Origin of the sequence: Rhizobium sp. UGM030330-04, from assembly GCF_003208455.1 — a bacterium.
Classification (GTDB): Bacteria; Pseudomonadota; Alphaproteobacteria; order Rhizobiales; family Rhizobiaceae; genus Agrobacterium; species Agrobacterium rhizogenes_A.
In genome coordinates this window covers 1-24,890 of sequence record NZ_QKML01000006.1, presented here as the reverse complement: position 1 = coordinate 24,890, position 24,890 = coordinate 1, and the positions used below count along the sequence as shown (strand labels likewise).

26 protein-coding genes and 1 pseudogene are annotated in these 24,890 nt (G+C 60.0%); 15 read left to right on the top strand and 12 right to left on the bottom strand.

The window, feature by feature from the left end; translation table 11 throughout:
• Nucleotides 1–13: 13 nt before the first annotated feature.
• Nucleotides 14–1,015, top strand: a complete 1,002-nt coding sequence (locus N434_RS10695; protein ID WP_065117979.1) for a DUF2125 domain-containing protein — start codon at nucleotides 14–16, stop codon at nucleotides 1,013–1,015.
• Nucleotides 1,016–1,174: 159 nt separating this feature from the next.
• Here N434_RS10695 and N434_RS10690 read toward each other — a convergent pair whose 3' ends face one another.
• From N434_RS10690 to N434_RS10680, 3 genes are all read right to left on the bottom strand, one after another.
• Entirely contained in the window at nucleotides 1,175–2,104 is a 930-nt protein-coding gene (locus tag N434_RS10690; protein WP_110757672.1) for a prephenate/arogenate dehydrogenase family protein, read from the bottom strand.
• On the bottom strand, nucleotides 2,104–3,210 hold the full coding sequence (gene hisC / locus N434_RS10685; RefSeq protein WP_110757670.1) for a histidinol-phosphate transaminase: 1,107 nt from the start codon (nucleotides 3,208–3,210) through the stop codon (nucleotides 2,104–2,106). Before hisC ends, N434_RS10690 begins: the two co-directional genes overlap by 1 nt.
• Nucleotides 3,211–3,294: 84 nt before the next feature.
• Complete coding sequence (locus N434_RS10680; protein ID WP_110757668.1) at nucleotides 3,295–4,056, bottom strand: class I SAM-dependent methyltransferase; 762 nt, start codon at nucleotides 4,054–4,056, stop codon at nucleotides 3,295–3,297.
• Between the two features lie 119 nt (nucleotides 4,057–4,175).
• Between N434_RS10680 and gloB the strand changes: the two genes are divergently transcribed.
• Nucleotides 4,176–4,946: a hydroxyacylglutathione hydrolase gene (gene gloB / locus N434_RS10675; RefSeq protein ID WP_110757969.1), complete on the top strand. Its 771-nt coding sequence runs from the start codon at nucleotides 4,176–4,178 to the stop codon at nucleotides 4,944–4,946.
• The gene (locus N434_RS10670; protein WP_174034036.1) at nucleotides 4,946–5,386 is read left to right on the top strand and encodes a cupin domain-containing protein; all 441 of its coding nucleotides are present in this window, start codon (nucleotides 4,946–4,948) and stop codon (nucleotides 5,384–5,386) included. Before gloB ends, N434_RS10670 begins: the two co-directional genes overlap by 1 nt.
• Before the next feature lie 112 nt (nucleotides 5,387–5,498).
• Here the strand turns inward: N434_RS10670 and N434_RS10665 are convergent, their stop codons facing one another.
• A complete protein-coding gene (locus tag N434_RS10665; RefSeq protein WP_065117974.1) occupies nucleotides 5,499–6,272 on the bottom strand; it encodes a DUF3108 domain-containing protein in 774 nt (257 codons plus the stop codon).
• A gap of 252 nt (nucleotides 6,273–6,524) precedes the next feature.
• On the opposite strand from N434_RS10665, the gene rpmB reads away from it, so the two are divergent.
• From rpmB to N434_RS10650, 3 genes are all read left to right on the top strand, one after another.
• Nucleotides 6,525–6,815, top strand: a complete 291-nt coding sequence (gene rpmB / locus N434_RS10660) for a 50S ribosomal protein L28 (RefSeq protein ID WP_003509888.1) — start codon at nucleotides 6,525–6,527, stop codon at nucleotides 6,813–6,815.
• A gap of 155 nt (nucleotides 6,816–6,970) precedes the next feature.
• Nucleotides 6,971–7,609, top strand: coding sequence for a queuosine precursor transporter (locus tag N434_RS10655; RefSeq protein ID WP_110757666.1), 639 nt, complete (start codon nucleotides 6,971–6,973; stop codon nucleotides 7,607–7,609).
• Between the two features lie 110 nt (nucleotides 7,610–7,719).
• Nucleotides 7,720–8,055, top strand: a complete 336-nt coding sequence (locus tag N434_RS10650; RefSeq protein WP_065117972.1) for a pentapeptide repeat-containing protein — start codon at nucleotides 7,720–7,722, stop codon at nucleotides 8,053–8,055.
• A 4-nt stretch (nucleotides 8,056–8,059) separates the two neighbouring features.
• On the opposite strand, the gene N434_RS10645 is transcribed toward N434_RS10650, so the two are convergent.
• From N434_RS10645 to N434_RS10630, 4 genes are all read right to left on the bottom strand, one after another.
• The gene (locus tag N434_RS10645) at nucleotides 8,060–9,085 is read right to left on the bottom strand and encodes an esterase-like activity of phytase family protein (RefSeq protein WP_110757661.1); all 1,026 of its coding nucleotides are present in this window, start codon (nucleotides 9,083–9,085) and stop codon (nucleotides 8,060–8,062) included.
• Nucleotides 9,075–10,979 (bottom strand): cobaltochelatase subunit CobT, encoded by a 1,905-nt coding sequence (gene cobT, locus N434_RS10640; RefSeq protein ID WP_065117971.1) that lies wholly within the window; start codon nucleotides 10,977–10,979, stop codon nucleotides 9,075–9,077. The genes N434_RS10645 and cobT overlap by 11 nt, the downstream gene beginning before the upstream one ends.
• 105 nt (nucleotides 10,980–11,084) lie before the next feature.
• Complete coding sequence (gene cobS / locus N434_RS10635) at nucleotides 11,085–12,074, bottom strand: cobaltochelatase subunit CobS (protein ID WP_003509875.1); 990 nt, start codon at nucleotides 12,072–12,074, stop codon at nucleotides 11,085–11,087.
• Between the two features lie 68 nt (nucleotides 12,075–12,142).
• Complete coding sequence (locus tag N434_RS10630; RefSeq protein ID WP_110757964.1) at nucleotides 12,143–12,778, bottom strand: J domain-containing protein; 636 nt, start codon at nucleotides 12,776–12,778, stop codon at nucleotides 12,143–12,145.
• Between the two features lie 114 nt (nucleotides 12,779–12,892).
• Here N434_RS10630 and N434_RS10625 point away from each other — a divergent pair, with 114 nt between their 5' ends.
• Both N434_RS10625 and N434_RS10620 read left to right on the top strand, forming a co-directional pair.
• Nucleotides 12,893–13,174 carry a BolA family protein gene (locus N434_RS10625; RefSeq protein WP_110757658.1) on the top strand — a complete coding sequence of 94 codons (282 nt, stop codon included), beginning with the start codon at nucleotides 12,893–12,895 and terminating at the stop codon, nucleotides 13,172–13,174.
• A 101-nt stretch (nucleotides 13,175–13,275) separates the two neighbouring features.
• The gene (locus N434_RS10620; RefSeq protein WP_110757656.1) at nucleotides 13,276–13,812 is read left to right on the top strand and encodes a P-loop NTPase family protein; all 537 of its coding nucleotides are present in this window, start codon (nucleotides 13,276–13,278) and stop codon (nucleotides 13,810–13,812) included.
• A gap of 18 nt (nucleotides 13,813–13,830) precedes the next feature.
• On the opposite strand, the gene aroB is transcribed toward N434_RS10620, so the two are convergent.
• Nucleotides 13,831–14,964 (bottom strand): 3-dehydroquinate synthase, encoded by a 1,134-nt coding sequence (gene aroB / locus N434_RS10615; RefSeq protein ID WP_110757654.1) that lies wholly within the window; start codon nucleotides 14,962–14,964, stop codon nucleotides 13,831–13,833.
• A complete protein-coding gene (locus N434_RS10610) occupies nucleotides 14,961–15,551 on the bottom strand; it encodes a shikimate kinase (protein ID WP_065117969.1) in 591 nt (196 codons plus the stop codon). The genes aroB and N434_RS10610 overlap by 4 nt, the downstream gene beginning before the upstream one ends.
• A 189-nt stretch (nucleotides 15,552–15,740) precedes the next feature.
• On the opposite strand from N434_RS10610, the gene N434_RS10600 reads away from it, so the two are divergent.
• From N434_RS10600 to N434_RS10580, 5 genes are all read left to right on the top strand, one after another.
• Nucleotides 15,741–15,914 (top strand): histidine kinase, encoded by a 174-nt coding sequence (locus N434_RS10600; RefSeq protein WP_065117968.1) that lies wholly within the window; start codon nucleotides 15,741–15,743, stop codon nucleotides 15,912–15,914.
• Nucleotides 15,911–16,906, top strand: a complete 996-nt coding sequence (xerD, locus tag N434_RS10595) for a site-specific tyrosine recombinase XerD (RefSeq protein WP_110757653.1) — start codon at nucleotides 15,911–15,913, stop codon at nucleotides 16,904–16,906. The genes N434_RS10600 and xerD overlap by 4 nt, the downstream gene beginning before the upstream one ends.
• A 62-nt stretch (nucleotides 16,907–16,968) precedes the next feature.
• Nucleotides 16,969–17,922, top strand: coding sequence for an acetyl-CoA carboxylase carboxyltransferase subunit alpha (locus tag N434_RS10590; protein ID WP_065117966.1), 954 nt, complete (start codon nucleotides 16,969–16,971; stop codon nucleotides 17,920–17,922).
• Between the two features lie 190 nt (nucleotides 17,923–18,112).
• Nucleotides 18,113–19,414, top strand: coding sequence for a L,D-transpeptidase family protein (locus N434_RS10585; RefSeq protein WP_110757651.1), 1,302 nt, complete (start codon nucleotides 18,113–18,115; stop codon nucleotides 19,412–19,414).
• Nucleotides 19,411–19,647 carry a sulfurtransferase TusA family protein gene (locus N434_RS10580; RefSeq protein WP_110757648.1) on the top strand — a complete coding sequence of 79 codons (237 nt, stop codon included), beginning with the start codon at nucleotides 19,411–19,413 and terminating at the stop codon, nucleotides 19,645–19,647. The genes N434_RS10585 and N434_RS10580 overlap by 4 nt, the downstream gene beginning before the upstream one ends.
• Nucleotides 19,648–19,869: 222 nt before the next feature.
• On the opposite strand, the gene N434_RS10570 is transcribed toward N434_RS10580, so the two are convergent.
• Complete coding sequence (locus tag N434_RS10570) at nucleotides 19,870–21,006, bottom strand: CobW family GTP-binding protein (protein WP_110757646.1); 1,137 nt, start codon at nucleotides 21,004–21,006, stop codon at nucleotides 19,870–19,872.
• 409 nt (nucleotides 21,007–21,415) lie between these two features.
• The gene (locus N434_RS10565) at nucleotides 21,416–22,474 is read right to left on the bottom strand and encodes a D-alanyl-D-alanine carboxypeptidase family protein (protein ID WP_065118113.1); all 1,059 of its coding nucleotides are present in this window, start codon (nucleotides 22,472–22,474) and stop codon (nucleotides 21,416–21,418) included.
• 224 nt (nucleotides 22,475–22,698) lie between these two features.
• Between N434_RS10565 and N434_RS10560 the strand changes: the two genes are divergently transcribed.
• The gene (locus N434_RS10560) at nucleotides 22,699–23,862 is read left to right on the top strand and encodes a M20 aminoacylase family protein (protein ID WP_110757644.1); all 1,164 of its coding nucleotides are present in this window, start codon (nucleotides 22,699–22,701) and stop codon (nucleotides 23,860–23,862) included.
• A gap of 725 nt (nucleotides 23,863–24,587) precedes the next feature.
• A pseudogene (locus N434_RS10555) lies at nucleotides 24,588–24,890 on the top strand (transposase); the annotation flags it as partial.

Below are 24,890 nucleotides of genomic sequence, written 5' to 3'. Positions count from 1 at the left end.
ATCGGAGATCAATATGGCAGCGTCAAGCCAATCCGGCACGGCCAGGAAATTCCTCTGGCTCGCCATCGCCATCCTCGTGGTCATCGGACTTTATACCGCCGGGTGGTTTTATGCCGCCGACAGGTTGAAGCAGACGGTTCTGAACGTCATTGCCCCCTCGCAGGCCCGCAGCGTCAGCGGCGAATGCGGCGATATCGCCTTCAAGGGTTACCCCTTCCGCATCGGCCTCTTCTGCTCCAAAGTGACGGTGGATGACAGCGGCAACGGCGTTTCCGCTTCTTTCGGGCAATTACGCTCGGCGGCGCAGGTCTATAATCCCGGCCATATCGTCTGGGAACTGGATTCCCCCGCGGAAATCCGCTCCGCCCATGGCCTGACAGTCTCGGCCACCTGGCAGAACATGCAGTCGAGCATCGTCACCAAGCTGAAGGGCATCGACCGCAGCTCGCTCGTCATTGACGGGCTGAAGGCGCAGGCGGTCTCCTCCGTTACCGGCCAGACGATCGATTTTGATGCCGTCAAGACGGAAATGCATCTTCGCCAGAACGGTGCCGATCTCGACGGTGCGATCACGCTCACCGACTCGGCCACCGTCATCAAGGACTGGCCGCAGGTTCTTCCGCGCCTCGACGCCATCGTTGATGTCACGCTCGCAGGCAAGGCGGGCATGGTGGACGGCAGCGACACGTCAGGCCTTTATGGCACAAGCGGCGAACTTCGCCGGCTGGTGGCCGATATTGGCGAAGGCCGCACCATGCGCATCAGCGGCCCCTTCTCCTTCGACAATGAGGGGTATCTCTCCGGCCAGTTCAAGCTGGAGATCGAAAAGCTCGGCGCATGGTCGGACAATGCCAAGCAGGCGTTTCCGCAGCTGCAATCCACCATCGACACGGCCCGCAAACTGCTCGGCGCGCTTGCCGGCGGTGGCGACAGGGCATCCGTCGATCTCGTGGTGGATCGCGGCCGCGCCACCGTCAGCGGCTTCATCCCGCTGGGCAAGATTCCGCCGATCTGAGCGCCCGAATCTTCTCCGTCACCCCGGGCTTGATCCTGGCCCAGCACGATCAAGTCATTGACCGCAAAAAACTCTCCCCACGGCGCAGACGCGCCGCGGCTGGATGCCGAATCCAATCTGGCATGACGGGAGAGATATTTGCAGGCTTTGTCCCCTGCCCTACTTCTTCTGGTCCAGCGCGTGACGGCCGAAGTCCGGTGCGTCGACATCCTGACCAGCCTCAACGATGGAGCGGCGGATAGCGCGGGTGCGGGAAAACAGCTCGAACAGCTTGTCGCCCTCTCCCCAGCGTATCGCCCTTTGCAGGGAGGCGAGGTCTTCAGAAAACCGTGCCAGCATCTCAAGGATGGCATCCTTGTTATGCAGGCAGACATCGCGCCACATGGTAGGATCTGAAGCCGCCAGACGGGTGAAGTCACGGAAGCCGGAGGCGGAATATTTGATGACTTCCGATTCGGTCACCGTCTCCAGATCATCCGCCGTGCCGACGATATTATAGGCGATGATGTGCGGCAGATGCGAAACGATCGCCAAAACCTTGTCGTGGTGCTCGGCATCCATCTCGTCCACGCGCGAACCGAGCGCCCGCCAGAAATCCTTGAGCTTTTCCAGAGCTTCGGCATCGGTCCCCGGCAAAGGCGTGAAAATGCACCAACGGTCGCGGAAGAGGCCGGCAAAACCGGCATCCGGGCCGGATTTTTCCGTACCCGCCAGCGGATGGCCGGGAATGAAATGCACATTGTCAGGCATATGCGGCGCCATCTGCGCGATGACCGAAGCCTTGGTGGAGCCGACATCGGTAACGATGGCGCCAGGTTTCAGATGCGGCGCGATCTGCTGCGCCACGCTTTCCGAAGCCCCCACCGGCACCGAGACGATAACGAGATCGGCATCCTTTACCGCCTCCGCCGCCGAAACCGTGTAATCCGTGCCAAGTTCCAGTTCTTCCGCCCGTTTCAGCGTGGCTTCGCTGCGGGTGGAAATCGTCACGTGGCGGGCAAGCCCAAGCTCTTTGACATCACGGGCAATCGACGAGCCGATCAGGCCGATGCCGATCAGCGCGATGCGTTCAAACATGATCTCAGCCATCACGCCTGCCCCATGAACTCGGTAAGGGCCGCGATGACGCCGAGATTGGCCTCTTCGGAGCCAACGGTCATTCTCAGCGCATTCGGGAAGCCGTAACCGCGCACCGCACGCAGGATGTAGCCACGGCGGCTCAGGAACTCATCCGCATCCGCCGCACGCTTGCCGTCCTGATCCGGGAAATGGATGAGGATGAAGTTGGTGACCGAAGGCGTGACGGTGAGGCCGAGGCCGGTAAAGCTCGTGACCAGCTTTTCCATCCACAGCGTGTTATGCGCCACGGCCTTCTCTACGAAGGCCTGATCGCGGATTGCCGCAGCACCCGCCGCGATAGCCGGCGCGCTCATGTTGAACGGGCCGCGCACGCGGTTCAGTGCATCGATGACAGCGGCAGGGCCATACATCCAGCCGACGCGCAGGGCCGCCAGACCATAAACCTTGGAGAAGGTGCGGGTCATCACCACGTTGCGGTTGCCGGAGACCAGCTCGAGACCGGCCTCATAGTCGTTCTTGCGGACATATTCGGCATAGGCCGCATCCAGCACCAGCACGACATGTTTCGGCAGCCCGGCCTGCAGGCGACGGATTTCCGCGACGGGAACATAGGTGCCGGTGGGATTGCCGGGATTGGCGACGAAAACCATCTTGGTCTTCGGTGTCACGGCGGCGAGGATCGCATCCACGTCCACCGCGCAATCCTTTTCCTTCACCGTCACCGGGGTCGCGCCCGCGCCCATGATCTGGATCTTGTAGACGAGGAAACCGTGTTCGGTGATGATCGCCTCATCGCCGGCACCCAGATAGACGTGGCAAAGCAGGCCGAGGAGCTCGTCCGAACCGTTGCCGCACAGGATATTCGCGATGTTGAGACCATGCACGTCGGCAATCGCCTGACGCAGCGCAATGGCCTGACCGTCCGGATAGATTTCCAGATGGCTGGCCGCCGTGCTGAAAGCCTCTATCGCCTTCGGGCTCGGCCCAAGCGGCGTCTCGTTGGAGGAGAGCTTATAAACCTTCGCAACGCCGTCCACATGTTCCTTGCCCGGAACATAAGCGGCGATATCCAGAATACCCGGACGCGGAACAGGTTGGCTAAGCTCTGCACTCATTTGATCGACCTTTGGAAAAGCGCCGGAGAACCCGGCAAAAGCAATGCCGGAGGCATTAGACCGGAATGGGCGCTTTGTCGAGGGTCAGCGCGGCTTTCCCTGGCTTGCGGCAGCGCGGGTGGTGGGCACCCCCTGTGGCGCAAGCACGGGCACGAACACCCGGCGCGAGGCGCGCTGTGTGACGGGCAATCCCTGATAGAGACGTTTCTGGGCTTCCACCACGATGACGCCGGAAAACAGCGGCCAGAGGCGACGGCCGGTATGTTCGAGATAACGGCGGAACTTCAGCACCGGTCGGCTTGTGGTGGGCGGGAAAAACAGCGCCTCGGCGGTGGCGCCCGGCGTGAAATTGGTTTCGCGCAAAAGCGCCGTCAGCTGCCCGCGTGAATAGGGGCGGCCGGAGCCGAAGGGCGTGTGTTCCATGCGCGCCCACACACCGCGCCGGTTCGGCACCACGATGACCAGACGCCCGCCCGGCGCCAGCACCCGCCACAGTTCCTTTAAACTCTCACGCGGATTTTCGGCAAATTCCAGCGCATGCACCATGAGGACCCGGTCTATCGACGAATCGGGCAGGGGCAATTCCTCGTCGAACACCAGCGCGGTGGAGGAAAATTCGCCCGCCGGCCAGTTTACCGCCCCCTGCCCCGCCGGCATGAAGGCGAAGGTGCGCTCCGTATCGCGGCGGAATCGCTCCAGAAACGGCACGGCATAACCGAGACCAACCAGCCGCTCTTCCGGCAAGGGCGGCCACAGCGTCGAAAGCGCCATGGTAATCGCCTGCTCGGCGGAGCGGCCAAGCGGGGAATGATAGAATTCGCGCAGATCGACGATATCGGTATTCATGGTCGAGAATGTAGCATCAGGCGGTTGGACTTCAAGGCGTCTGCCCCTACATTGGAAATCAGTTGGGAAAGTCAGGCGGGTGAATGCGCCGGTTTTGGCCGGCAAACGGAGAGGATACGATGAAACCTTTGGAAATAGACGTCTTTCTTTGCCGTAGCGACAATTTCGGGGTGCTCCTGCACGATCCCGAAAGCGGAGCGACAGCCGCCATCGACGCGCCGGAAGAAGGGCCGATCCTGCACGCTCTCGACGGCCACGGCTGGAAGCTCACCCATATCTTCACCACCCACCACCATCAGGACCATGTGGAAGCCAATCTGGCGCTGAAGGACAAGTTCCGCTGCGAGGTGCACGGCCCCTATGACGAGGCGGTTGCCATACCGGGCCTTGACCGTTCGCAGGCCGATGGCGACGAGTTCGAATTCGCCGGGCGCCGGGTTCAGATCATTGCCACACCCGGCCATACGGCGGGGCATATCTGTTATTATCTGCCCGATGACGGCCTGCTGTTTGCCGCCGATACGCTGTTTGCCATGGGCTGCGGCCGTCTTTTCGAACGCCCGGCGGCGGATATGTGGCATTCCTTCCAGAAGCTGATGGCGCTACCGGACGAGACCAAGGTTTATTTCGGCCATGAATATACACTGACGAATGCCCGTTTCGCGCTGACCGTTGACCCGGAGAACGCTGTGCTGAGCGCGCGCGCGGCCCACATCGAGAAGGCGCGGCAGGCGAATGAATTCACCATTCCCACCACCATCGGGCTCGAAAAACAGACCAATCCTTATATGCGGGTGGCCGATGCCGGTATTCGCAAATATCTTGGCCTTGAAAGTGCCACCGATGCTGATGTCTTCGCGGAAATCCGCACACGCAAGGACAATTTCTGATGGGAACGGATATATCGGCGCAGGCGATCATTCGCGAACTGGGGCTGGAGCCGCATCCCGAGGGCGGTTTTTACCACCAGACGTTCCGCGACAGGGCAGGCGGGGAGCGCGGTCATTCGACGGCGATCTATTATCTTCTGGAAAAGGGCGACCGCTCGCACTGGCACCGGGTCACCGACGCGGTGGAGGTCTGGCACTATTATGCCGGCGCGCCCATCGCGCTGCATCTTTCGCAGGACGGCCAGGAAATGCAGACCTTCACACTCGGCCCCGCCATTCTTGAGGGCGAGCGCCCACAGGTCATCGTTCCCGCCAATTGCTGGCAATCGGCCGAAAGCCTTGGCGATTTCACCCTTGTCGGCTGCACCGTCTCGCCGGGCTTCGCCTTTTCGAGCTTCGTTATGGCAGAGCCCGGCTGGTCGCCGGGCGACGCGCCGTAATTGCCTGAGTCATATCGGTGGGGTGAGCGGATGCCGCATGTTTCTTCTCCCCGCCGGGGAGAAGAAACCCAGCAGCAACGCCGAGCGTCACTTGCCCTGCTATCGATCCCGGTCAGCCGCCGTATTTCGTAGCGGTGATATAGACCTGCCCTACCCGCGTCGGAATGATCGCATAAACAGGCGCATAGACATCCATATTGTTGGATTTGGCGAACCAGATCTCCATCGAGATGGATTTCAGGTATTCGATATCCTTGCGCCCCTGCCGGTAACCCGACTTCGGCACATACCGCGCCTTGCAGACCACGGCATCGCCGCTGAAACCGTTGGTCTTGAACGGCTTGGTGCCGCTGGAGCTCAAAACCAGATCGAGTCGCGATTCGCCGTCATAGATCGGCAGGCGAGTCGGGCAGATGCGGCCGCCCGAGGGAATGATGAGGCCGGAAATCGGATCGAGAACCGAGCGCAGATCGCGGTCCTTCACATCCACCCAGTTATCCGGCCGGGCTTTCGGCTCAGGCTTCACCGTCGTCGATGTGACATTGCCGTTGCGATAGACAACGTCATAGGTCCGCACCCGCTTGCCATCCTTGTAGACCAGCGAATATTCGTTGGCCTGCAGCCGGTGGCCACGCTTGGCGCCGGAAACGGTCGTCTTGCCGGAAATATCCTTGAGGATGCTGGCAAGGCCGGCGGCGCTGAAGGAACCGGAGATCGAATAATTCGGCCCATCCATGCGAGTCGAAAAACTGGCCCTGGCAATCGGCAAAATGCCGAGATTGATGCTGTATTCGCTTGTGTGGCGCGCTTCGGCGGCGAGCGAGGGGGAGACGCCCGCTAACGCCATTGTCGCGGCCACGAAAATGCTTTTTCCTCTGGCAATCATTTCGATATCACCTTAAAAGAGGCGCGGAAGCGGCCTTATCGGGCGATCATATACGCTGACTTGTGGCAATAAAAAAGCGGACGACGGTTGAAAACGCCGGAATTTCCTTTCATTTGATCGCGAGCGGCTTGACTGTTAAGTCTCGTCTGACTATAGAACCGCAACTCTCCAATCATGGCCAGTTGGATTGCCACCCCGGTTTTGCCGGTGGCGAGCCAGTGGTGAAACAGACGAAACGAAATAGGTGTACCCATGTCCCGTGTATGCGAATTGACCGGCAAGGGCGTCCAGACGGGCAACAACGTCAGCCACGCCAACAACAAGACCAAGCGCCGGTTCCTTCCGAACCTCTGCCAGGTCACGTTGATCTCCGATGCTCTCGGCCAGCGTTTCCGCCTGCGTGTTTCCGCAGCTGCTCTGCGCTCCGTTGAACACCGTGGCGGCCTCGATGCCTTCCTTCTGAAGTCCGGCGAAAATGAACTGAGCATGCGCGCTCGTCTCCTGCGCCGCCAGATCGCCAAGAAGACGGCCGAAGCTGCTTAATAGCGGTTTCGACATCATCTGATATTCAGAAGGCTTGAATGGCTTTTTGCCGCTCAAGCCTTTTGTTTGTTTCAGATTTTAATTGCGTCGGAGTTTCCGAAAATGTTTCGGCCGATGTTTGGCTCCAACTGGTGGCATCACCCAGGATAAAAAAAATGCCCTATCTGCGCTTTACGCTTATCTATGTCCTGCTGATGACACTGGTGGTCGTCGCCTCCAACATTCTGGTGCAATATCCGCTTTCCGGCTCGTTGTTCGGCGTCAATCTCGGCGACCTTCTGACCTGGGGCGCCTTCACCTATCCCATCGCCTTCCTCGTCACCGACCTGACCAACCGCCAGTTCGGCCCCTCCATCGCGCGCCGCGTCGTGCTTGCCGGCTTCGTCGTCGGGGTCACTCTGTCCTTCTGGACATCGATCCCGCGCATCGCGGTCGCTTCCGGCACCGCCTATCTGATCGGCCAGCTGCTCGATATTTCCGTTTTCAACCGCCTGCGCCGCCAGCGCTGGTGGCATGCGCCGCTTGCCGGCTCGATGCTGGGTTCGGTGCTGGATACCGCACTGTTCTTCTCCATCGCCTTTGCCGCAAGCTTCTCCTTTGTCGGCCCCAACGATGCCTTCGCCATCGAAAACGCTCCCATTCTCGGTGTCTTTGCCCTGGAAGCACCCCGGTGGATTTCCTGGGCGCTGGGTGATCTCTCGGTGAAGGTTCTCGTCGGCCTCGTCATGCTGCTGCCTTACGGCGCGCTGATGAGCACGCTGAGGCCGATGCCGGGCGCCGTCAAATCGGGCTGAGAATATCGCCAGTCATATTTGCGGCGGGCAAGCGTGGATCAAATCACGCTTGCCAACCAGCCGGCGTCGTTGCAGTCTGCCGTCCGTGGCACAGCGCGGGGCAGGACGACATGCAGATCAAGGACGTCATCGACATTGTGGATGCCACCAGCGCCACGCTTTCGGGCTCCAGCTTCGATGACGTCAATCTGTCGGGAACGGTCTTCAACAATGTCAATCTGGCCGGCACACGCTTCAACGACATCAACTTCTCCGGTGCGTCGTTCACGGACAGCAACATGTCCGGCTGGTCGATCGATGACGTCAATTTTTCCGGTCTGAAACTGAGCAACTCCAACCTGTCGGGCGCGCAGATAACAGGATGCAGAATGACCGGCATGAAGATCGACGGCATTCCCGTCGAGGATTTGATGGCTGCCTACAAGGCGGCACAGGAGCAGGCCTGATATTTCATTCCACCAGCTTGAATTCCAGCATCAGGTTGCGCTGGAGGAACGAGTGATTGTCATCGGAAACGATGATGAGGCGCGTGGAGCCATCCGGCCCCTTCACCACATCCATGCCTTCCATATTATCGATCTGGTAGGCCATGCCGGCTTCCATGAGGATTTCGCCATCCACGACCGCCCCCGGCTGGATATCGCCCCCGCGGATGCGGCGAATACGCATGCCCACACCTTCGGCGAAATTGAAACGCCGCTCCAGAAGCAGCAGATCGCCATTGGGAAGAAAGGCACCGTCCGTCACATCGAATGACGGATGATGGGTGACGGCGAATGTGCCTTTCAGCGGGCCTTCCAGTATAGCGGCCAGAAGATTACCATCCGTGTCGATGCTTTTTTCGGCCACCACGACCAGCGCACCGGCAAGCGGCGAATCGGCCGGCGATACCGCCAGGGCCTCCATGCCGCCATTGTGGCGCAATTCATTGTTGGGGATGAGATGCGGCAGGCGCCCGAGCGGCTTGGAGGTGGCAAAGCCCGGATCGGGATAGATATCGATCCTGTGCCGTTGCTCGTAACTGACGAAAACCTTACCGTCGCGCAACGCCAGCCCTTCCGCATCCATTTCCATCTTGCGGGTCGGTTCACGGCCGCTGGCATCCAGCATGGGCGTAATACGAACTTCATCCAGCCCGGCAAGCGCCCCGGATTGACCACGGGTGATGCGGCCCGTCAGCCAGTGACCGGTATCCAGAACGGCCACGAATTCCTGCCCGTCCGGGCGGAAACGGATGGAGGACATCGCCCCGAACAGCTTTTCCGGCGCGCTCATCACCATGCCGCCGACAAATTCCAGCTTGCCGAAACGTTTTTCGCTGGTGCCGACCTCAAAGCCGGACAGCAATCGAACGCTTACCGGCACATCGATGGTCGACGCGCCGATGGAAGCCGGAAAAAGCGAACCCGCCGCAAGAATGGCCGCCAAAGCGAGAGACTTGCAGGAAAAGGAAGCCCGGCCCCGCTTATCCGGCACGGCGGACCCTGCGGGACGAACCGGAGGCACTGCTCGTATCCTCAAAGAGAGCCGCGAGCTGCTCGGTCATCGCGCCGGCCAGTTCATCCGCATCGACGATGGTCACGGCGCGGCGGTAATAACGCGTCACGTCATGGCCGATACCGATTGCCAGAAGTTCCACCGGCGACCGTGTTTCGATCTGCTCGATGACGGCGCGCAGGTGCCGCTCCAGATAGTTGCCCGGATTGACCGACAGGGTCGAATCGTCCACCGGCGCGCCGTCCGAGATCATCATCATGATCTTGCGCTGCTCGGGACGGCCGATCAGGCGGTTATGCGCCCACATCAGCGCTTCACCGTCGATATTTTCCTTCAGCAGGCCCTCGCGCATCATCAGGCCGAGATTGCGCCGGGCGCGCCGCCACGGGGCATCCGCCGACTTGTAGATGATGTGGCGCAGATCATTGAGACGGCCCGGCGAAGCGGGCTTGCCATTGGCGAGCCACTGTTCGCGCGATTGCCCGCCCTTCCACGCCTTGGTGGTGAAGCCGAGAATTTCGACCTTCACGCCCGACCGCTCCAGCGTGCGCGCCAGAATGTCGGCGCAGGTGGCGGCCACGGTAATGGGACGGCCGCGCATCGAACCGGAATTGTCGATGACGAGCGACACGACGGTATCGCGGAACTTGGTGTCGCGTTCCTTCTTGAAGGAAAGTGGCTGCATGGGATCGATGATGAGCCTGACCAGACGGGCCGGATCGAGATAACCCTCTTCCAGATCGAAATCCCAGGAACGGTTCTGCTGTGCCATCAGGCGGCGTTGCAGCCGGTTGGCCAGACGCCCGACAGCACCCTGTAGATGGGCGAGCTGCTTGTCGAGGAAAGCGCGCAGACGGTCGAGTTCCGCCTCGTCGCACAGTTCCTCGGCGTGGATTTCCTCGTCGAATTCCTGCGTGAAAATGCGGTAATCGACCTTCTCGTTGAAATCGTCGAAGGGGCTGTTGGGACGGCGGGTTTCGCCGGGCGTTTCGGAATCCTCGTCGAGATCGTCGGACATTTCCTCGTCCGACATCTCGGCGCCGTCCATCTCGCCTTCTTCCATTTCCTCCTGCGAGGCCTCGTTTTCATCGGCGGGCGTCGCGTCCGAACCGGCCTCCTCCTCGACCTGCTCTTCTTCGGTCTCGTTGGTGCGCGGCTGGTCCTCGTTGGATTCCGCCTCCTGGCTTTCAGGCTCGTTATCCTCGTCGCCGAAATCCTCCGCCATCTGCATGGAGGTCAGCATCTTACGCACCAGCCGCGAAAACGCCTTCTGGTCGGTGATGACGCTGGAGAGATCCTTGAGGTCGCCGGCCGCCTTGTCCTCGATGAAATCGCGCCACAGGTCGACAACCTTGCCGGCGCTTTCCGGTGGCTTCTCACCGGTCAGCTTCTCGCGCACCAGAAGCGCAACGGCTTCCGCAAGCGGTGCATCGTCCTTGTTGTTGATGCCGGCGAAGTTGGCCTTGGCATATTTTTCCGTGTTCATGGCATGGATGTTGGAGGCCATGCCCGGCATACGCAGCGCGCCGATGGATTCCACGCGCGCCTGTTCCACCGCATCGAAGATCAGCCGCGCCTCGGCACCCTGCGGCGACATCACCGCATGGGTGTCAGCATCATGGCAGGCGAGGCGCAACGCCATGGAATCGCCGAGACCACGGGTGATGGCGATTTCCTGAGCGGTCGGTTTCTTGGAAATTTCCGGCAGGCGCATGCGCTCGCCGGCAAGACCCGGTCGCTCATTGGCGAAGACGACCTCCACCTCGGCGTCGCCGGCAACGGATCGCACGCATCCGGCAATCGCCTGACGCAACGGCTCCGTATCGACCGCCGTACCCGGTTTCGCTCTGGAATTGTCGCCGCGCCCTGCCATTGTCTTTCCTGTCAGTTGCCGACGCCTGCGGCGCGCCCATCAGAGGATGCGCGGCCACCGGCGTCTTCAAGTCATCGGTGATCTTCTCCGGAAAACCGGGGATGATCAGGCGCTGAGAACGATGTTCGCGGCGCTTTCTTTCAGCTCGACACCAAAGGCGCGCTGATATTGCTCGGCCACCAGGGTACGCTCAAGCTCGTCGCACTTGTTGAGGAAGGTCACGCGGAAGGCAAAGGCGAGATCGCCGAAGATTTCCGCATTTTCCGCCCAGGTGATGACGGTACGCGGGCTCATGACCGTGGAAAGGTCGCCGTTGACGAAGGCCGAACGGGTAAGGTCGGCCACGCGCACCATCTTGGAAACGGTTTCGCGACCCTTCGGATTGTCGAGGCTCTTCACCTTGGCGGCGATGATGTTCACTTCCTGCTCATGCGGCAGGTAGTTCAGCGTGGTAACGATGGACCAGCGGTCCATCTGCGCCTGGTTGATCTGCTGCGTGCCATGGTAAAGGCCGGTCGTATCGCCAAGCCCGACCGTGTTGGCGGTCGCGAAAATACGGAAGGCCGGGTGAGGACGGATGACGCGGCTCTGATCGAGCAGGGTCAGGCGGCCGGAGGATTCCAGCACGCGCTGGATGACGAACATCACGTCCGGACGGCCGGCGTCATATTCGTCGAAGACGAGCGCGACATTGTGCTGGTAGGCCCAGGGCAGAATGCCGTCCTTGAATTCGGTGACCTGCTTGCCGTCCTTCAGGACGATGGCGTCCTTGCCGACGAGGTCGATACGGCTGACATGGCTGTCGAGGTTGACGCGCACGCAGGGCCAGTTGAGGCGGGCAGCGACCTGCTCGATATGGGTGGATTTACCCGTACCGTGGAAACCGGAAACCATGACACGTCGGTTGTGAGCAAAACCGGCTAGGATCGCAAGCGTCGTATCGCGGTCGAAAAGATAGTCGGGATCGAGGTCCGGCACATAGGCGTCGCCCTGGGAATAGGCGGGAACCCGCAGATCCGTATCAATGCCGAAAACCTCCCGCACGGACACCGTTGTGTCAGGCAGGTTGGAAATATCAAGGTCGATTTTGCTCATCACGTCTCCAAGGCGGGCGGCAGCCACCCGGCCACATCATCAATCAGGCGGTAAACACATAAGTTGGCTTAGCAGAAACCTGACTGCTTTAACAATTGATATGCTTGAACAACAGCCCGAAAACGCTCTTCCGAACCACGATCGCCACCATTAGCATCAGGATGGTGCTTTTTGACAAGCTCCTTATAGCGCCTTTTTATGTCTTCCTGCTTCGCACTGGCAGAAAGACCGAGCGTATCGAAGGCTTTTGCCTCCAGCGTCTTCAATTTGCGGTCCTGCTGCATGCGCGTGCCGCCTGCCCTTGAGCCACCTGCAAAACCGCCGGCAAAGCCGAAAGGATCGCGGATGCGGGCATTGCCGCTGGCCGTGCCGGAGCGCAGCGTGGAATGCAGCGGGCTGTCGCGCGCCGTCTTGTTGACACCCACCGTCCAGGTGGGGCGATGGCCGGTGATCGCTTCCTTCTGGTAACGAGCGATCTCGCTGTCGGACAGGCCGGAAAAATAATTATAACCCTTGTTGTATTCCTTCACGTGCTCAAAACAGAACAGGAAGAATTGCCCCTCGGCATTGCGGCCGACAGGTGCCCGGTGAACGCCCGGCTTGTCGCATCCGTCCCACTGGCAGGTGGGGGCCTGAACCTCAGGTTCCCGCTCCCTTTTCCGGCGCGTGCGGATGCGATCGAAATATTTCGAATCCAGTTTCATGATGCCCTGATTATGGGGTGCGAAAAGCCGCACAACAAGAATTGACAAAGTGGAATGTTACAGGCTTTTAGGGAGCCCCCTTCAAGACCAGCCAACAGGAATGGAGCCCTTCGCATGTCCCTGCGAGAACGCATAGAAACGAAGCTTCGGGAAAGCTTTTCACTGGAGCGACTGAAGGTCGTCGATGAAAGCCGGATGCATGCGGGCCACCAGCCGGATATGACCGGCACGGGCGAGACGCATATGCGTGTTCAGATAGTGTCGGAAAGCTTTTCCGGCAAGTCTCGCGTCGAGCGCCACCGGGCGATCAATGCGCTTTTGAAGCCGGAACTCGATGCCGGGCTGCATGCGCTGGCCATAGAGGCGGCGGCACCGGGGGAAGCGGTGCGGTTCTAGTGTAGTAGTGCAGCATTACTTTCGTATTTCCGGGTTAGGAATTCAGTCGGCGCAAAGATTCTGCATTCCAAGACAGAAGCTTAACTCGATGGATTATCCCAATGTCGACAGCAGACAATCCTCCGCTCCGCATCGCCATCATTGGCAATAGCGGCTCCGGCAAAAGCAGCCTCGCCGCAAAAACCGGTTCGGCGCTGAAATTGCCGGTTTACGATCTCGATCACCTTCACTGGCTGGAGGATGGCCGCAAGCGGGACGAGGCGGAAGCGAGACTTCTGGTGACACAGTATGCCAATACCAGCAACTGGATCATCGAAGGAGTCTATGGCTGGCTGGTTGAAACGGCGCTGCCTCGCGCGAAGATGCTAATATGGCTCGACCTGCCCTGGAAGGAATGCCGCGAGGGCCTGTTGCGGCGCGGAACACAGCACGGCGAGACCGAGAGCGATCAGGCGGCACTTCTAGCTTGGGCAGGAGAATATTGGACACGAACGACGTCCTCCTCCTTTGCGGGACATCTGCAGCTTTATGAAACCTTCGACGGCGGCAAAATCCGCCTTCAAACGCGGGCAGACGCATCAGTGTTGTCGCCGCAGACGCTAAAACACCCGCGACCGACAACGACGCTTTTTGATTAAACGGCGGCCTGCATTGGCTCACCCCGGATGCTTTTCCGACAGGAAGGACTGCACCTCGGACGCCGCAACATCATCGGCCACGAAGGACTGGCCGATGCCGTGGGTGAGGATGAAGGTGAGCTTGCCGCCCTTGACCTTCTTGTCCTGCGCAATTGCCGTCATCAGCGTCTCGACCGGTGGCAACTCACCGGGAATATCCTTCATCGTCGTCGGCAGGCCAACCGCCTTCAGATGCGCTTCGAGGCGCGCGGCATCATCCGGGCTGGCGAGGTTGAGACGGGCGGAGAACTGGTGCGCCAGCACCATGCCGATGGCAACGCCTTCGCCATGCACCAGCCGCTTGCTGTCGTAATTCGTCGCCGCCTCCAGCGCGTGGCCGAATGTATGGCCGAGATTGAGGAGGGCGCGCACGCCGTTTTCCTTCTCGTCGGCCACCACCACATCGGCCTTGGCCTGGCAGCTGGTCGCAATCGCCTGGATGCGGGCGGGGCCGCCGGTGCGGATTTCGTCCCAGTTCTTTTCCAACCAGAAGAAGAAATCCGGCTTGTCGATCAGCCCGTACTTCACCACTTCGGCATAACCGGCGCGGAATTCACGCGGGCTCAGCGTATCGAGCACCGCCGTATCCGCCAGCACCAGATCGGGCTGGTGGAAAACGCCGACGAGGTTCTTGCCGTGACGGCTGTTGATGCCGGTCTTGCCGCCGACGGAGGAATCGACCTGCGCCAGAAGAGAGGTCGGTATCTGCACGAAGCGCACGCCCCGGCGCACGATGCCCGCTGCAAAACCGGCGAGATCGCCGATCACGCCGCCGCCGAGCGCGATCACCGCATCGTTGCGTTCCACCCTTGCGGCCAGAACCGCATCGCAGACGGTGACCAGATGTTCGAAGCTCTTGGTCTTTTCACCGGCCGGCAGGGTCAGCGAAACCGCCTCGATGCCATCCGTCTGCAGACCATCCATCAGGCCTTCGAGGTAAAGCGGTGCCACATGCTCATCGGTAATGATCGCCGCGCGCCGGCCCTTCAGCCGCGCCGAAATCTCGCCGCCCGCCCGGCCGATCAGCCCCGGCCCGATCAGAATGTCATAGGCGCGCTCGCCGAGCGGCACATGGACGAGACGTTCATCGGCATGGATTTCGGAAGGCGTCATGGGGATCTGTCTTTCTGTTCGATGCCGGCTATGGCGGCCAGCACTTCTGTCACGATGATTTCCTTGCGGACATCGCGGGATTCGATGGTCAGATCCGCTTCCGCATAGATCGGATAGCGCTTCTCCATCAGGGCCGCCAGCGTGGCCTTGGGGTTTTCGGTCTTCAGAAGCGGGCGGTGGTCGCGCTTGTTGACCCTCTCCCACAACACCTCGAGATCGGCCTTCAGCCACAGCGAAATGCCGCCGCGCGTGATATGCCGGCGGGTATTGTCGTTGATGAACGCGCCGCCACCGGTGGAAATGACCTTGGGCCCACCGCGCAAAAGCCGCTTGATGACCCGCGTTTCCAGCGCCCGGAATTCCTCCTCGCCATAGGTGGCGAAGAGTTCCGATATCGTCATGCGCGATACACGCTCGATTTCGACATCCGTATCGATGAACGAGACTTTGAGTTGCTGGGCGACCATGCGGCCTATTGCGGACTTTCCAGCCCCCATCAGCCCGACAAAGACGACGTTGCGCCGTCCGAGCTTTGCCCGTGCTTGCTCCCCGAGTGTGGCCGGGACGGATAAATTCGTTTCATTCATAAATTTGAAAGCCCGTTTGGCATGGATATCTGCAAATGTTTACGAAGCGTCAAGCCAAATTGCTGACTGAATTGCGTTGAATCACAATCATCGCCGCATGCGGCACGGGGCGGAAGCCGGCTTTTTGATCTTGCCGCCGCTTTCGCCGCACCGCATATACATTTCGACCGCCACCTTCATGGAGCCGCCATGCCCACCCTCTTCCGCTTCACGATGATACTGGCGACCATCGCGGGGTTGATCTATGGCGGCATGGTGCTGCTCGTCATGGTCGTCAAACCGCGCGACCGCGAGGTGACGGTGCGCATCCCCTCCGAGCGGCTGAACCCGCCGGTGGCGGAACCGGCAAGGCGCGCGCCATGAGCGGACAACAGGCAGGAGGGCGCGATGGTGCCCGGCTCGAAAGTTTTCTGGAGATGATGAGCGCCGAGCGGGGTGCGGCGGCCAATACGCTGTCCTCCTATGAGCGCGACCTGACGGACCTGCGCGAATTCCTCGCCGGGCGGGGCCAGTCCCTGACGGCGGCGCAGACACCCGACCTGTCCGCCTATCTGACCGATCTTTCCACGCAGGGCTTCGCCGCCACCTCACAGGCGCGGCGCCTCTCCTCCATGCGGCAATTCTATCGCTTCCTTTATTCGGAAGGGCTGCGCGGTGACGACCCGACCGGCATCATCGACGCGCCGAAGAAGGGGCTCAGCCTGCCGAAAACGATGAGCGTTGCCGACGTGACGAAACTTCTCCGCATCGCAGCGGAAGAGGCCGCGGCCCCGGGCCCCGGCCAGCTTGGCCGCATCCGCATGCGTCTGCTGCTCGAGCTGCTTTATGCCACCGGCATGCGCGTCAGCGAACTCGTCTCCCTGCCGGTCAAGGTACTACGTCAGGAAGGGCGCTTCCTGATGATACGCGGCAAGGGCAACAAGGACCGCATGGTGCTTCTGTCACGCGCAGCCATCGAGGCGATGGAAAAATACGACGCCGTCAGAAAGACGCTTGTGCCGGAGAAAAGCAAGGCAGCCATTTCCCCCAAAAAAACGGAGACGACGGAGAGCCCCTGGCTGTTTCCTGCGAACAGCAAGGAAGGCCACCTGCCCCGCCAGGTCTTCGCCCGTGACCTGAAGGATATTGCCATCCGCGCGGGCCTGACCGCCTCGGCGGTGTCGCCACACGTCCTGCGCCATGCCTTTGCCAGCCACCTCCTGCAGAACGGCGCGGATCTGCGCGCGGTGCAGGAGCTTCTCGGTCATTCCGACATTTCCACGACACAAATCTATACACATGTGCTGGAAGAACGCTTGCAAGAACTGGTACAAACACATCACCCCCTTGCCAAACAGGGCAAAAACCTTGATTAGAGCGACCGGAACCGCCGGATAATCCGGTCAAACCTTGCGCAAAACGATCGGAAACGGATCTCATGCACAATTATCTCGACTTCGAAAAACCTATCTCTGACCTTGAAGGCAAGATCATCGAGCTGAAGAAGCTTGCCACCGAAGACGAGAGCATAGACACCTCGGAGGAGATCAGCCGTCTTGAAGTTCGCGTCAACGATGCGATGCAGGACATCTATTCGAAACTGAACGCCTGGCAGAAAACGCAGGTCGCGCGCCATCCGCAGCGCCCGCATTTCGTCGACTACGCCAAGGCGCTGTTCACCGATTTCACGCCGCTTGCCGGCGACCGCAAATTTTCCGAAGACGCCGCCATTCAGGCGGGCCTTGCCCGTTTCAACGGCCAGCCTGTCGCCATCATCGGTCAGGAAAAGGGTAACGACACCAAGAGCCGCCTGAAGCATAATTTCGGCAGTGCGCGCCCGGAAGGTTACCGCAAGGCGATCCGCGTGCTCGAACTGGCCGACCGCTTCTCGCTGCCGGTCGTCACCCTCATCGATACCGCAGGCGCCTATCCCGGTGTCGGCGCCGAAGAACGCGGCCAGGCCGAAGCCATCGCCCGCTCGACGGAAATGTGCCTTAACGTCAAGGTGCCGATCGTCTCGGTCGTCATCGGTGAAGGCGGCTCGGGCGGCGCGATCGCCATCGCCACCGGCAACCGCGTTTATATGCTCGAACATTCGATCTATTCGGTGATTTCACCGGAAGGTGCTGCCTCCATTCTCTGGCGTGATTCGACCCGCGCCAAGGAAGCGGCCACCAACATGAAGATCACCTCCGAAGACCTGAAGTCGCTCGGCGTCATCGATGGAATCATTCCCGAACCGATCGGCGGCGCTCATCGCGATCCGGCAACCGTGATCGACGCGACGGGTGACGTGATCGCCAAGGCGCTGGCCGATCTTTCACAGCGTTCGGGCACGCAGCTGCGCGCCGAACGCCGCCAGAAATTCCTGGATATCGGCCGGAACCTCTAACCCGGCCTTATTTTCCTTGAATATCGCCCCAACTCGGCCATAGTCCGGTCACATCAACAGATGTATCGGCGGCCGCGGGGGCGGATCCGATTTGAGTTAAGAAGATGTAAACGGTTAATACCGTATTTAAAATACACGCGGGACGGTGTAGAACTCCGCCGCTTCGTGCCATCGTCTTTCGGATCAGATCATGCGTTTGACACATTTTGCCCTTCTCGCCTGCACCGCGCTCGTTCTCGCCGGCTGCAACGATACGCTCGAAACCGTCGAACGCGACGTCTCCCACGTCAAGAACAAGGTCGATTATCCGCTGTCTCCGTCCATTCTGGCCGAGATCGACAAGCGGGGCATGGATCGCACCTCGCCGATCATGATCCGCATCTTCAAGGAAGAAGGTGCGCTGGAAATCTGGAAGGCCAGGCGCGACAACCGTTTCGAGAAGATCGCCGGCTACGAGATTTGCGCATGGTCCGGCAAACTCGGCCCGAAGGTGAAGGAAGGCGACCGGCAGGCGCCGGAAGGTTTCTACAACCTGACGCCCGCGCATCTCAATCCGAACTCGAAATATTATCTCGCCATCAATACCGGCTTTCCGAACCGCTACGATGCCGCCAATGGCCGTAACGGCACCAATCTGATGATCCATGGCGCCTGTTCGTCCTCCGGCTGCTATTCGATGACGGATGCGCAGATTCTTGAAATCTACGGTTTTGCCCGTGACGCCTTCAAGGGCGGCCAGAAGACCGTGCAGTTGCAGGCATTCCCGTTCCGCATGACGGCGGAAAACATGGCCCGCCATCGCCAGAGCGAACATCTCGAATTCTGGAAGATGCTGAAGGTCGGTTACGACAATTTCGAAGTGACCAAGCGCCCGCCGGAAGTGAATGTCTGCGAGAAGAAATATGTCTTCAACCAGCAGACGGAAGGCGGCAGCTTCAACGCCTCTGCCCAATGCCCGGCCATGAGCACGCCGCCGGCGCTCGTCAGCGCGCTTTCGAGCTACGAGAAGACCTATGATCTCGCCTATGAAAAGGCGATGAAGAAATATGACGGCATGGCCTGGTACGACCCGAGCGAAGCCGAGCGCAAGGCGCTGGTTGCCGAAAAGCGCAAGGGCCGCGAGCCCGCCTATGCCCCGACCGGCTCGGCGCTGAAGGCCGGCAAGCTGATGAAGGAAACGGAATATGCCGCGCTGATGGAGAAAAAGGCGCAGCAGGTGACCTCGTCCTCACCGGCGACGACCGCAACCGCCTCGGCCCTGCGCGGCCCGCGTCCTTCGTCTGTCCAGCCCACTGCACCACAATCGAACCCCGCACCCGCGGCCCCGACCATGGTTGCCACGGCTGCCCCCGCACCTGCGGCAAATGGCCAGGGTGGCGCAACGGCACAGGGCATTCCCGTTCCAGCCCTCAACCCCCTCGCCTATTCGGCGGCACCTGCACCGGAAGCACCGGAAAAGAAGCCATTCTGGAAGTTCTGGGCCAAGGAATGAGCGACGCGGCCGAGACGATTTACGATTTGAGGGGGCTTAAATGCCCCCTTCCGGTTTTGAGAAGCCGCAAGAAACTCGCAACCCTGAGGGCAGGCGATATTCTAACCGTCGAGACGACCGATCCGCTGGCGGTGATCGATATTACCCATATGTGCAATGAGGATGGGCATAGCCTGCTCGAGACGGTTGCGGTGAATAAGGGGCATCGGTTCCGGATCGTGAAGGGCGGGTAACCGACGTTCAACGGCGCCGGCTGTGGTTACCCCCCTCTGTCCTGCCGGACATCTCCCCCTCAAGGGGGGAGATCGGCAGGAAGCACTAACGTCACTTCATTCTCAAACGTCGAGATGGCCGAGACCTTGCCGCTTGTCGATCTCCCCCCTTGAGGGGGAGATGTCCGGCAGGACAGAGGGGGGTGAACCACACCCACCGACCTAGACCATCACGCCGCCGCCCTAAAACCGCAACCCCGAAACCGCCAGCGGATTATCCGTCATCGCCTGCCTGTCCGGCCGGTCGATACCCGGTACGCCGGTGAAGGCCGCGAACAGGTCCTGCACGAAAGCCTCCGGCAAATCCTTCGTGATCAGCACCATGCGCGTGCGCTGATCAGACGGGTCCGGCCAGGCCGAAAGACGTTCAGGCGTGTGGAAAATGCTCTGCACCCCATGCAACACCAAAGGCCGGTCCGGATTGTCCGACAGCTTGACGATGGCCTTCATGCGTAACAGTCGCTCCCCGTGCGCCGAGCGCAGCAAATCCACGAACATTTCGACCGCCATCGGCTGGATCGGCTGATCGTGAATGATCGAGAAGGAACGGATCGATGCATCGCGATGATGGTGATGGTGGTGATCATCACCGTGATGGTGATCATGCGCATGGTCGTGGTCATGATCATGGTGGTGGTCATGATCGTGTACCGCCTCTTCGCCCAGCCAGCGGCCGACATCGGCATTTTTGCTGCCGGCATCGTAAAGGCCGTTGTCGAGAAGTTCCGCAGCACTCCAGTCGGCGCTGTCGCCATCCTCGATCGTTGCCCGCGGATTGAGCGCCTGCAGGCGTGCCGTCAGCGCCGAAATCGTGGAAGCGTCGGCAAGCATGCGCTTGGTCATGACCAGACGGTCGGCCACCGCCGCCTGCTTCACGGATTCCTGATGATTGTCGAGCGTGGACAGGCCGTTTACGGCATCCACCACGGTAATCATGCCGTTGAGCACGAAATTCTGCGCGATCACCGGATTGCCCATGATCGATTGCATGACCGGGGCAGGATCGGCAAGACCCGTGGTCTCAATCACCACCCGCTTTACCGGCTTCAGCTTGCCGGTCTGGATACCGTCCATCAGTTCGGCCAGTGTATCCACCAGTTCGCCGCGCACTGTGCAGCACAGGCAGCCTTCCGCCAGTTCGATGATGCCTTCGCCGGCGCTTTCAACCAGCATGTGATCGATGCTGACATCACCAAATTCATTGATGATGATTGCGGCGTCGCTCATCTCGGGGTCTTTGAGAAGCCGGTTGAGCAGCGTCGATTTTCCGGCGCCGAGAAATCCGGTGATGATGGAGACCGGTATACGCTCGCGAGACATGCCTTGCCTGTATGGTTGAGGGCCGCTCCGGCAGATCGTTGAACGATGTTCGAGCCGGAACCGCGCGATAAAACAGAAATCGCCCAAGGCCTGAAGCCACGGGCGAGACTGTAATATCATAACAGATCAGAGCTGCGAATAGCCAATCCGCAAAGCTCTCCGGGAGAAGCCGCTCGCTCTCAAGCGCAACAGGCAATCGTATAGAGGCGGCGTTGCGGCTCGTTTCTTCTCCCCCGACGCGGAGAAGGTGGTCCGAAGGATCAGATGAGGGGGCGACGTTATCGGATTTCGGAGAGCTTGCCCCTCATCCCGCTACCGCGACCTTCTCCCCCTCGGGGAGAAGGCGAAAGACATACCCTCTCGCTTCATGGTCGACGGGGCGGCCCCTGGAGGCATAATCCCTTAAAAATCAGAATGTCGGGCGTGGGATCGGGATCGGCACGTTGGCCAGTTCACCCTTGGCCGCAGCTCCCTTGGTCGTGTTGACAGCCACTGTCTCGCTGCCCGGAATGAGGCCTGCGAAGGAATATTCCGGCGGGCGGGTCATCTCCGTCACATAGGGCGAATGGATGACCATACGGCCGGCTTCATCGCGGCTTTCGCTGCGAACCTTGGCAGCCTTCGGATTGCAGATTTCCGCGCTGACATCGTTCACATCGCCGGTATCGCCATAGGGCGCCAGCGAAGCGAGCGAAACGCCCTGACCGGAAGGCGCCGTCAGCCCCATCTGCAGCAGATCGGCCGACTGGTCGGTTCGTCCGGCAAGGCTGTCCGCGCCCAGCACCACGGTGATGACCGAACGGCCATTGCGCACGGCGGACGAGACCTGGTTAAAACCGGAGGCACAGATGAAGCCGGTCTTCATGCCGTCGGCACCATCAAAACGGCCGACCAGCATGTTGAAATTGGCGTAGTTCTTCTTGCCGGTGGTGACGCCTTCCAGCGAGAAATAGCCGGCATATTCCGGGAACTCACGCTTGATGATCAGCGCCAGCAGCGCCAGATCCCGGGCCGTCGTGTATTGTCCCTTGCCGGGCAGGCCGTTGGGGTTCACATAACGGGTGGAACTCATGCCCAGCCGCTGCGCCTGCGCATTCATCTGCGCCACAAAATTATCGGACGTGCCGCCGATCGTCTCGGCAATCGCCACCGCAATATCATTGGCGGATTTGATAAGCAGCAGCTTCAGCGCGCTGTCCATCGTCAGCTTCTGACCGGGCTTGAAATACATTTTCGAGGCCGGCTGATCGGCCGCCTTCTTGCTCATCACCACTTCCGTCTGCGGGCTGATCTTGCCGGCCTTCATCTGCGAAAAGGCGATATAGGCGGTCATCAGCTTGGTCAGCGAGGCGGGATACCACTTGCGGAAGGCTTCCTGATGGGCAATCACCTTGCCGGTTTTGACATCCACCACCATTTTCGGATTGGCATTGGCCACGGGTGCCGCGGCAACGAGGCCTGCGGTCATGATGGCAATAGCTGCGGAGAGCCGCCGGGCGGCGTTTGGCGATTTGAAAGTCTGTGGCAAGGCTTGTCCTCGAATTCCCGTCTTCGGTCGGGGAATGGCAATATTCACCATATATGTCCTAGCAATGGCAAAGTACATTGATTACGTCAATTATGCGGCGCACTATCCACCACGGAGGATAGGATTTTAAGACACGCCGTGCCGATGAACCCAGGAATGAACGAATGCCGATTTTGAACAGAGCCGCCGAACTTCAACAGGAAGTCAGCGAATGGCGGCATCACCTGCATGAAAATCCCGAGATTTTGTATGATGTCGACAACACTGCGGCCTTCGTTGCCGACAAGCTGAAATCCTTTGGCGTTGACGAAATCGTGACCGGGCTCGGTCGCACCGGGGTGGTGGGCATTATCAAGGGCAATCTTCCGGGCAATCGCACCATCGGCTTTCGCGCGGATATGGACGCGCTGCCCATTCTGGAAGAGACCGGCAAGCCCTGGGCATCAAAAACGGCAGGCGCGATGCATGCCTGCGGCCATGACGGCCACACAGCCATGCTGCTCGGCGCGGCCAAATATCTCACCGAGACCCGCAATTTCGCCGGCTCGATCGCTGTCATCTTCCAGCCTGCCGAAGAAGGTGGTGCTGGCGCGCTCGCCATGGTGGAGGATGGGCTGATGGAACGTTTCGGCATCGACGAGGTCTATGGCATGCACAACATGCCGGGAATTCCGCTCGGCGCCTTCGCCATCCGCAAGGGCGGCATCATGGCAGCACCGGACAAATTCTCGATCACCGTCAAGGGCCGTGGCGGCCACGCGGCACAACCGCACCGCACTATCGACCCGATTACCATCGGCGCGCAGATTGTCGGCAACCTGCAGATGATCGCCTCGCGCAATGCCGATCCGATCCGTTCCGTCGTCGTCTCCGTCACCCGTTTTCAGGCCGGTTCCAGCCACAACATCATCCCCAATGAGGCGCTGATTGCCGGTACGGTGCGCAGCCTCGACGAAACGGTGCGTGATCTCGCGCAGGACCGCATCAAGCAGATGGCGGAAGGTATTGCTGTTGCCAACGGAGCGGAAGCGGACGTTGTCTACGAGCGTTACTGCCCGGTAACCTTCAACCATGCCGCCGAAACCGACCATGCCATCCGCGTGGCCCGCGATGTGGCGGGGGAACCGAATGTCGACCCCGATGTCGATCCTTCCATGGCGGGAGAAGATTTCTCCTTCATGTTGAAGGAACGGTCGGGCTGTTTCATCTTCATCGGCAACGGCGATTCGGCAGGCCTCCACAATCCCGGTTATGATTTCAACGACGAGGCCATCGCCTATGGCATTTCCTACTGGGTGAAACTGGCCGAACAACGCCTGACGAGCTGATTGCCGGCCAAAGCGAAGAAAGCCGAGGAAGAGATCGACCGCAATGAAGAACGCGGTTGATCCGCAGGCATCGCCGGGTTAAAGAGCAGTTCAGTGTCCACGTAGCTCAGCAGGATAGAGCACAGGATTCCTAAGACAAATTGGGGGTTGCGCCCGGAAACGACGCAATCGATCTGCTCAAAGTCGGGGAAAGCTTCGCTGGTCTTCCAGCATGCCAATCCCGAGCCAAGCTCCGGAGAAATCCGGTGAAGGTGTAGAGACTGGATGGGCAGCACCTAAAGGCCGCAAGGCCCATGGTGAAGGGACAGTCCAGACCACGAACGTCCTGTCCATTGGCGACCGGACGGCGGTTAAAGCCGAAGTGGTATGAATCCTGGGGTCGGAGGTTCGAATCCTCTCGTGGACACCATTTTACTGTTTATCCGCCGTGAAGACGCAGGCCCTGATGATTGCGCTCCGTAGGTTTGTCGCTATTTCACTTGGTCGGGTCGAAATGCGCCGATAGGTTTGCCCTTTCCTAAAAATGGCGTCTTCATCGAACACCTGCCGAGCCTGCGGATAGGTAAGGCAATCAAACGATCCAGGGTTATTGAGTTCGCAAAGGCGAGGAAGCGCTCATGCGGCCGTCGCCAAACTCCTAGTTTGCACCTTCAACCAAGGTCAAGTTGAATAGCCCCGAGATTTGTAGACGCCTTCTTTCCTAATTTTGAGGCAAGAAGCGCCTCATGAGCAAATCGAATTTCAGCGAAGAGTTTAAGCGTGACGCGGTGTGTCAGATCACTGAGCGAGGCTATCCGGTTGCGGAGGTTTCGCAGCGGGTGGGGTGAGGCAGCATTCTTTGTACGAGTGGAAAAAGAAGTTTGCAGCCTCGAACGCCAAGGGCAGCGACGAAGCCGAAGAGATCAGACGGCTGAAGAGGGAATTGGCTCGCGTTATCGAGGAGCGAGACATCCTAAAAAAAGCGGCCGCGTATTTCGCCAGGGATGCAAAGTGAAATACGCATTCATTGCCCTGCATCGCTTGCAGTT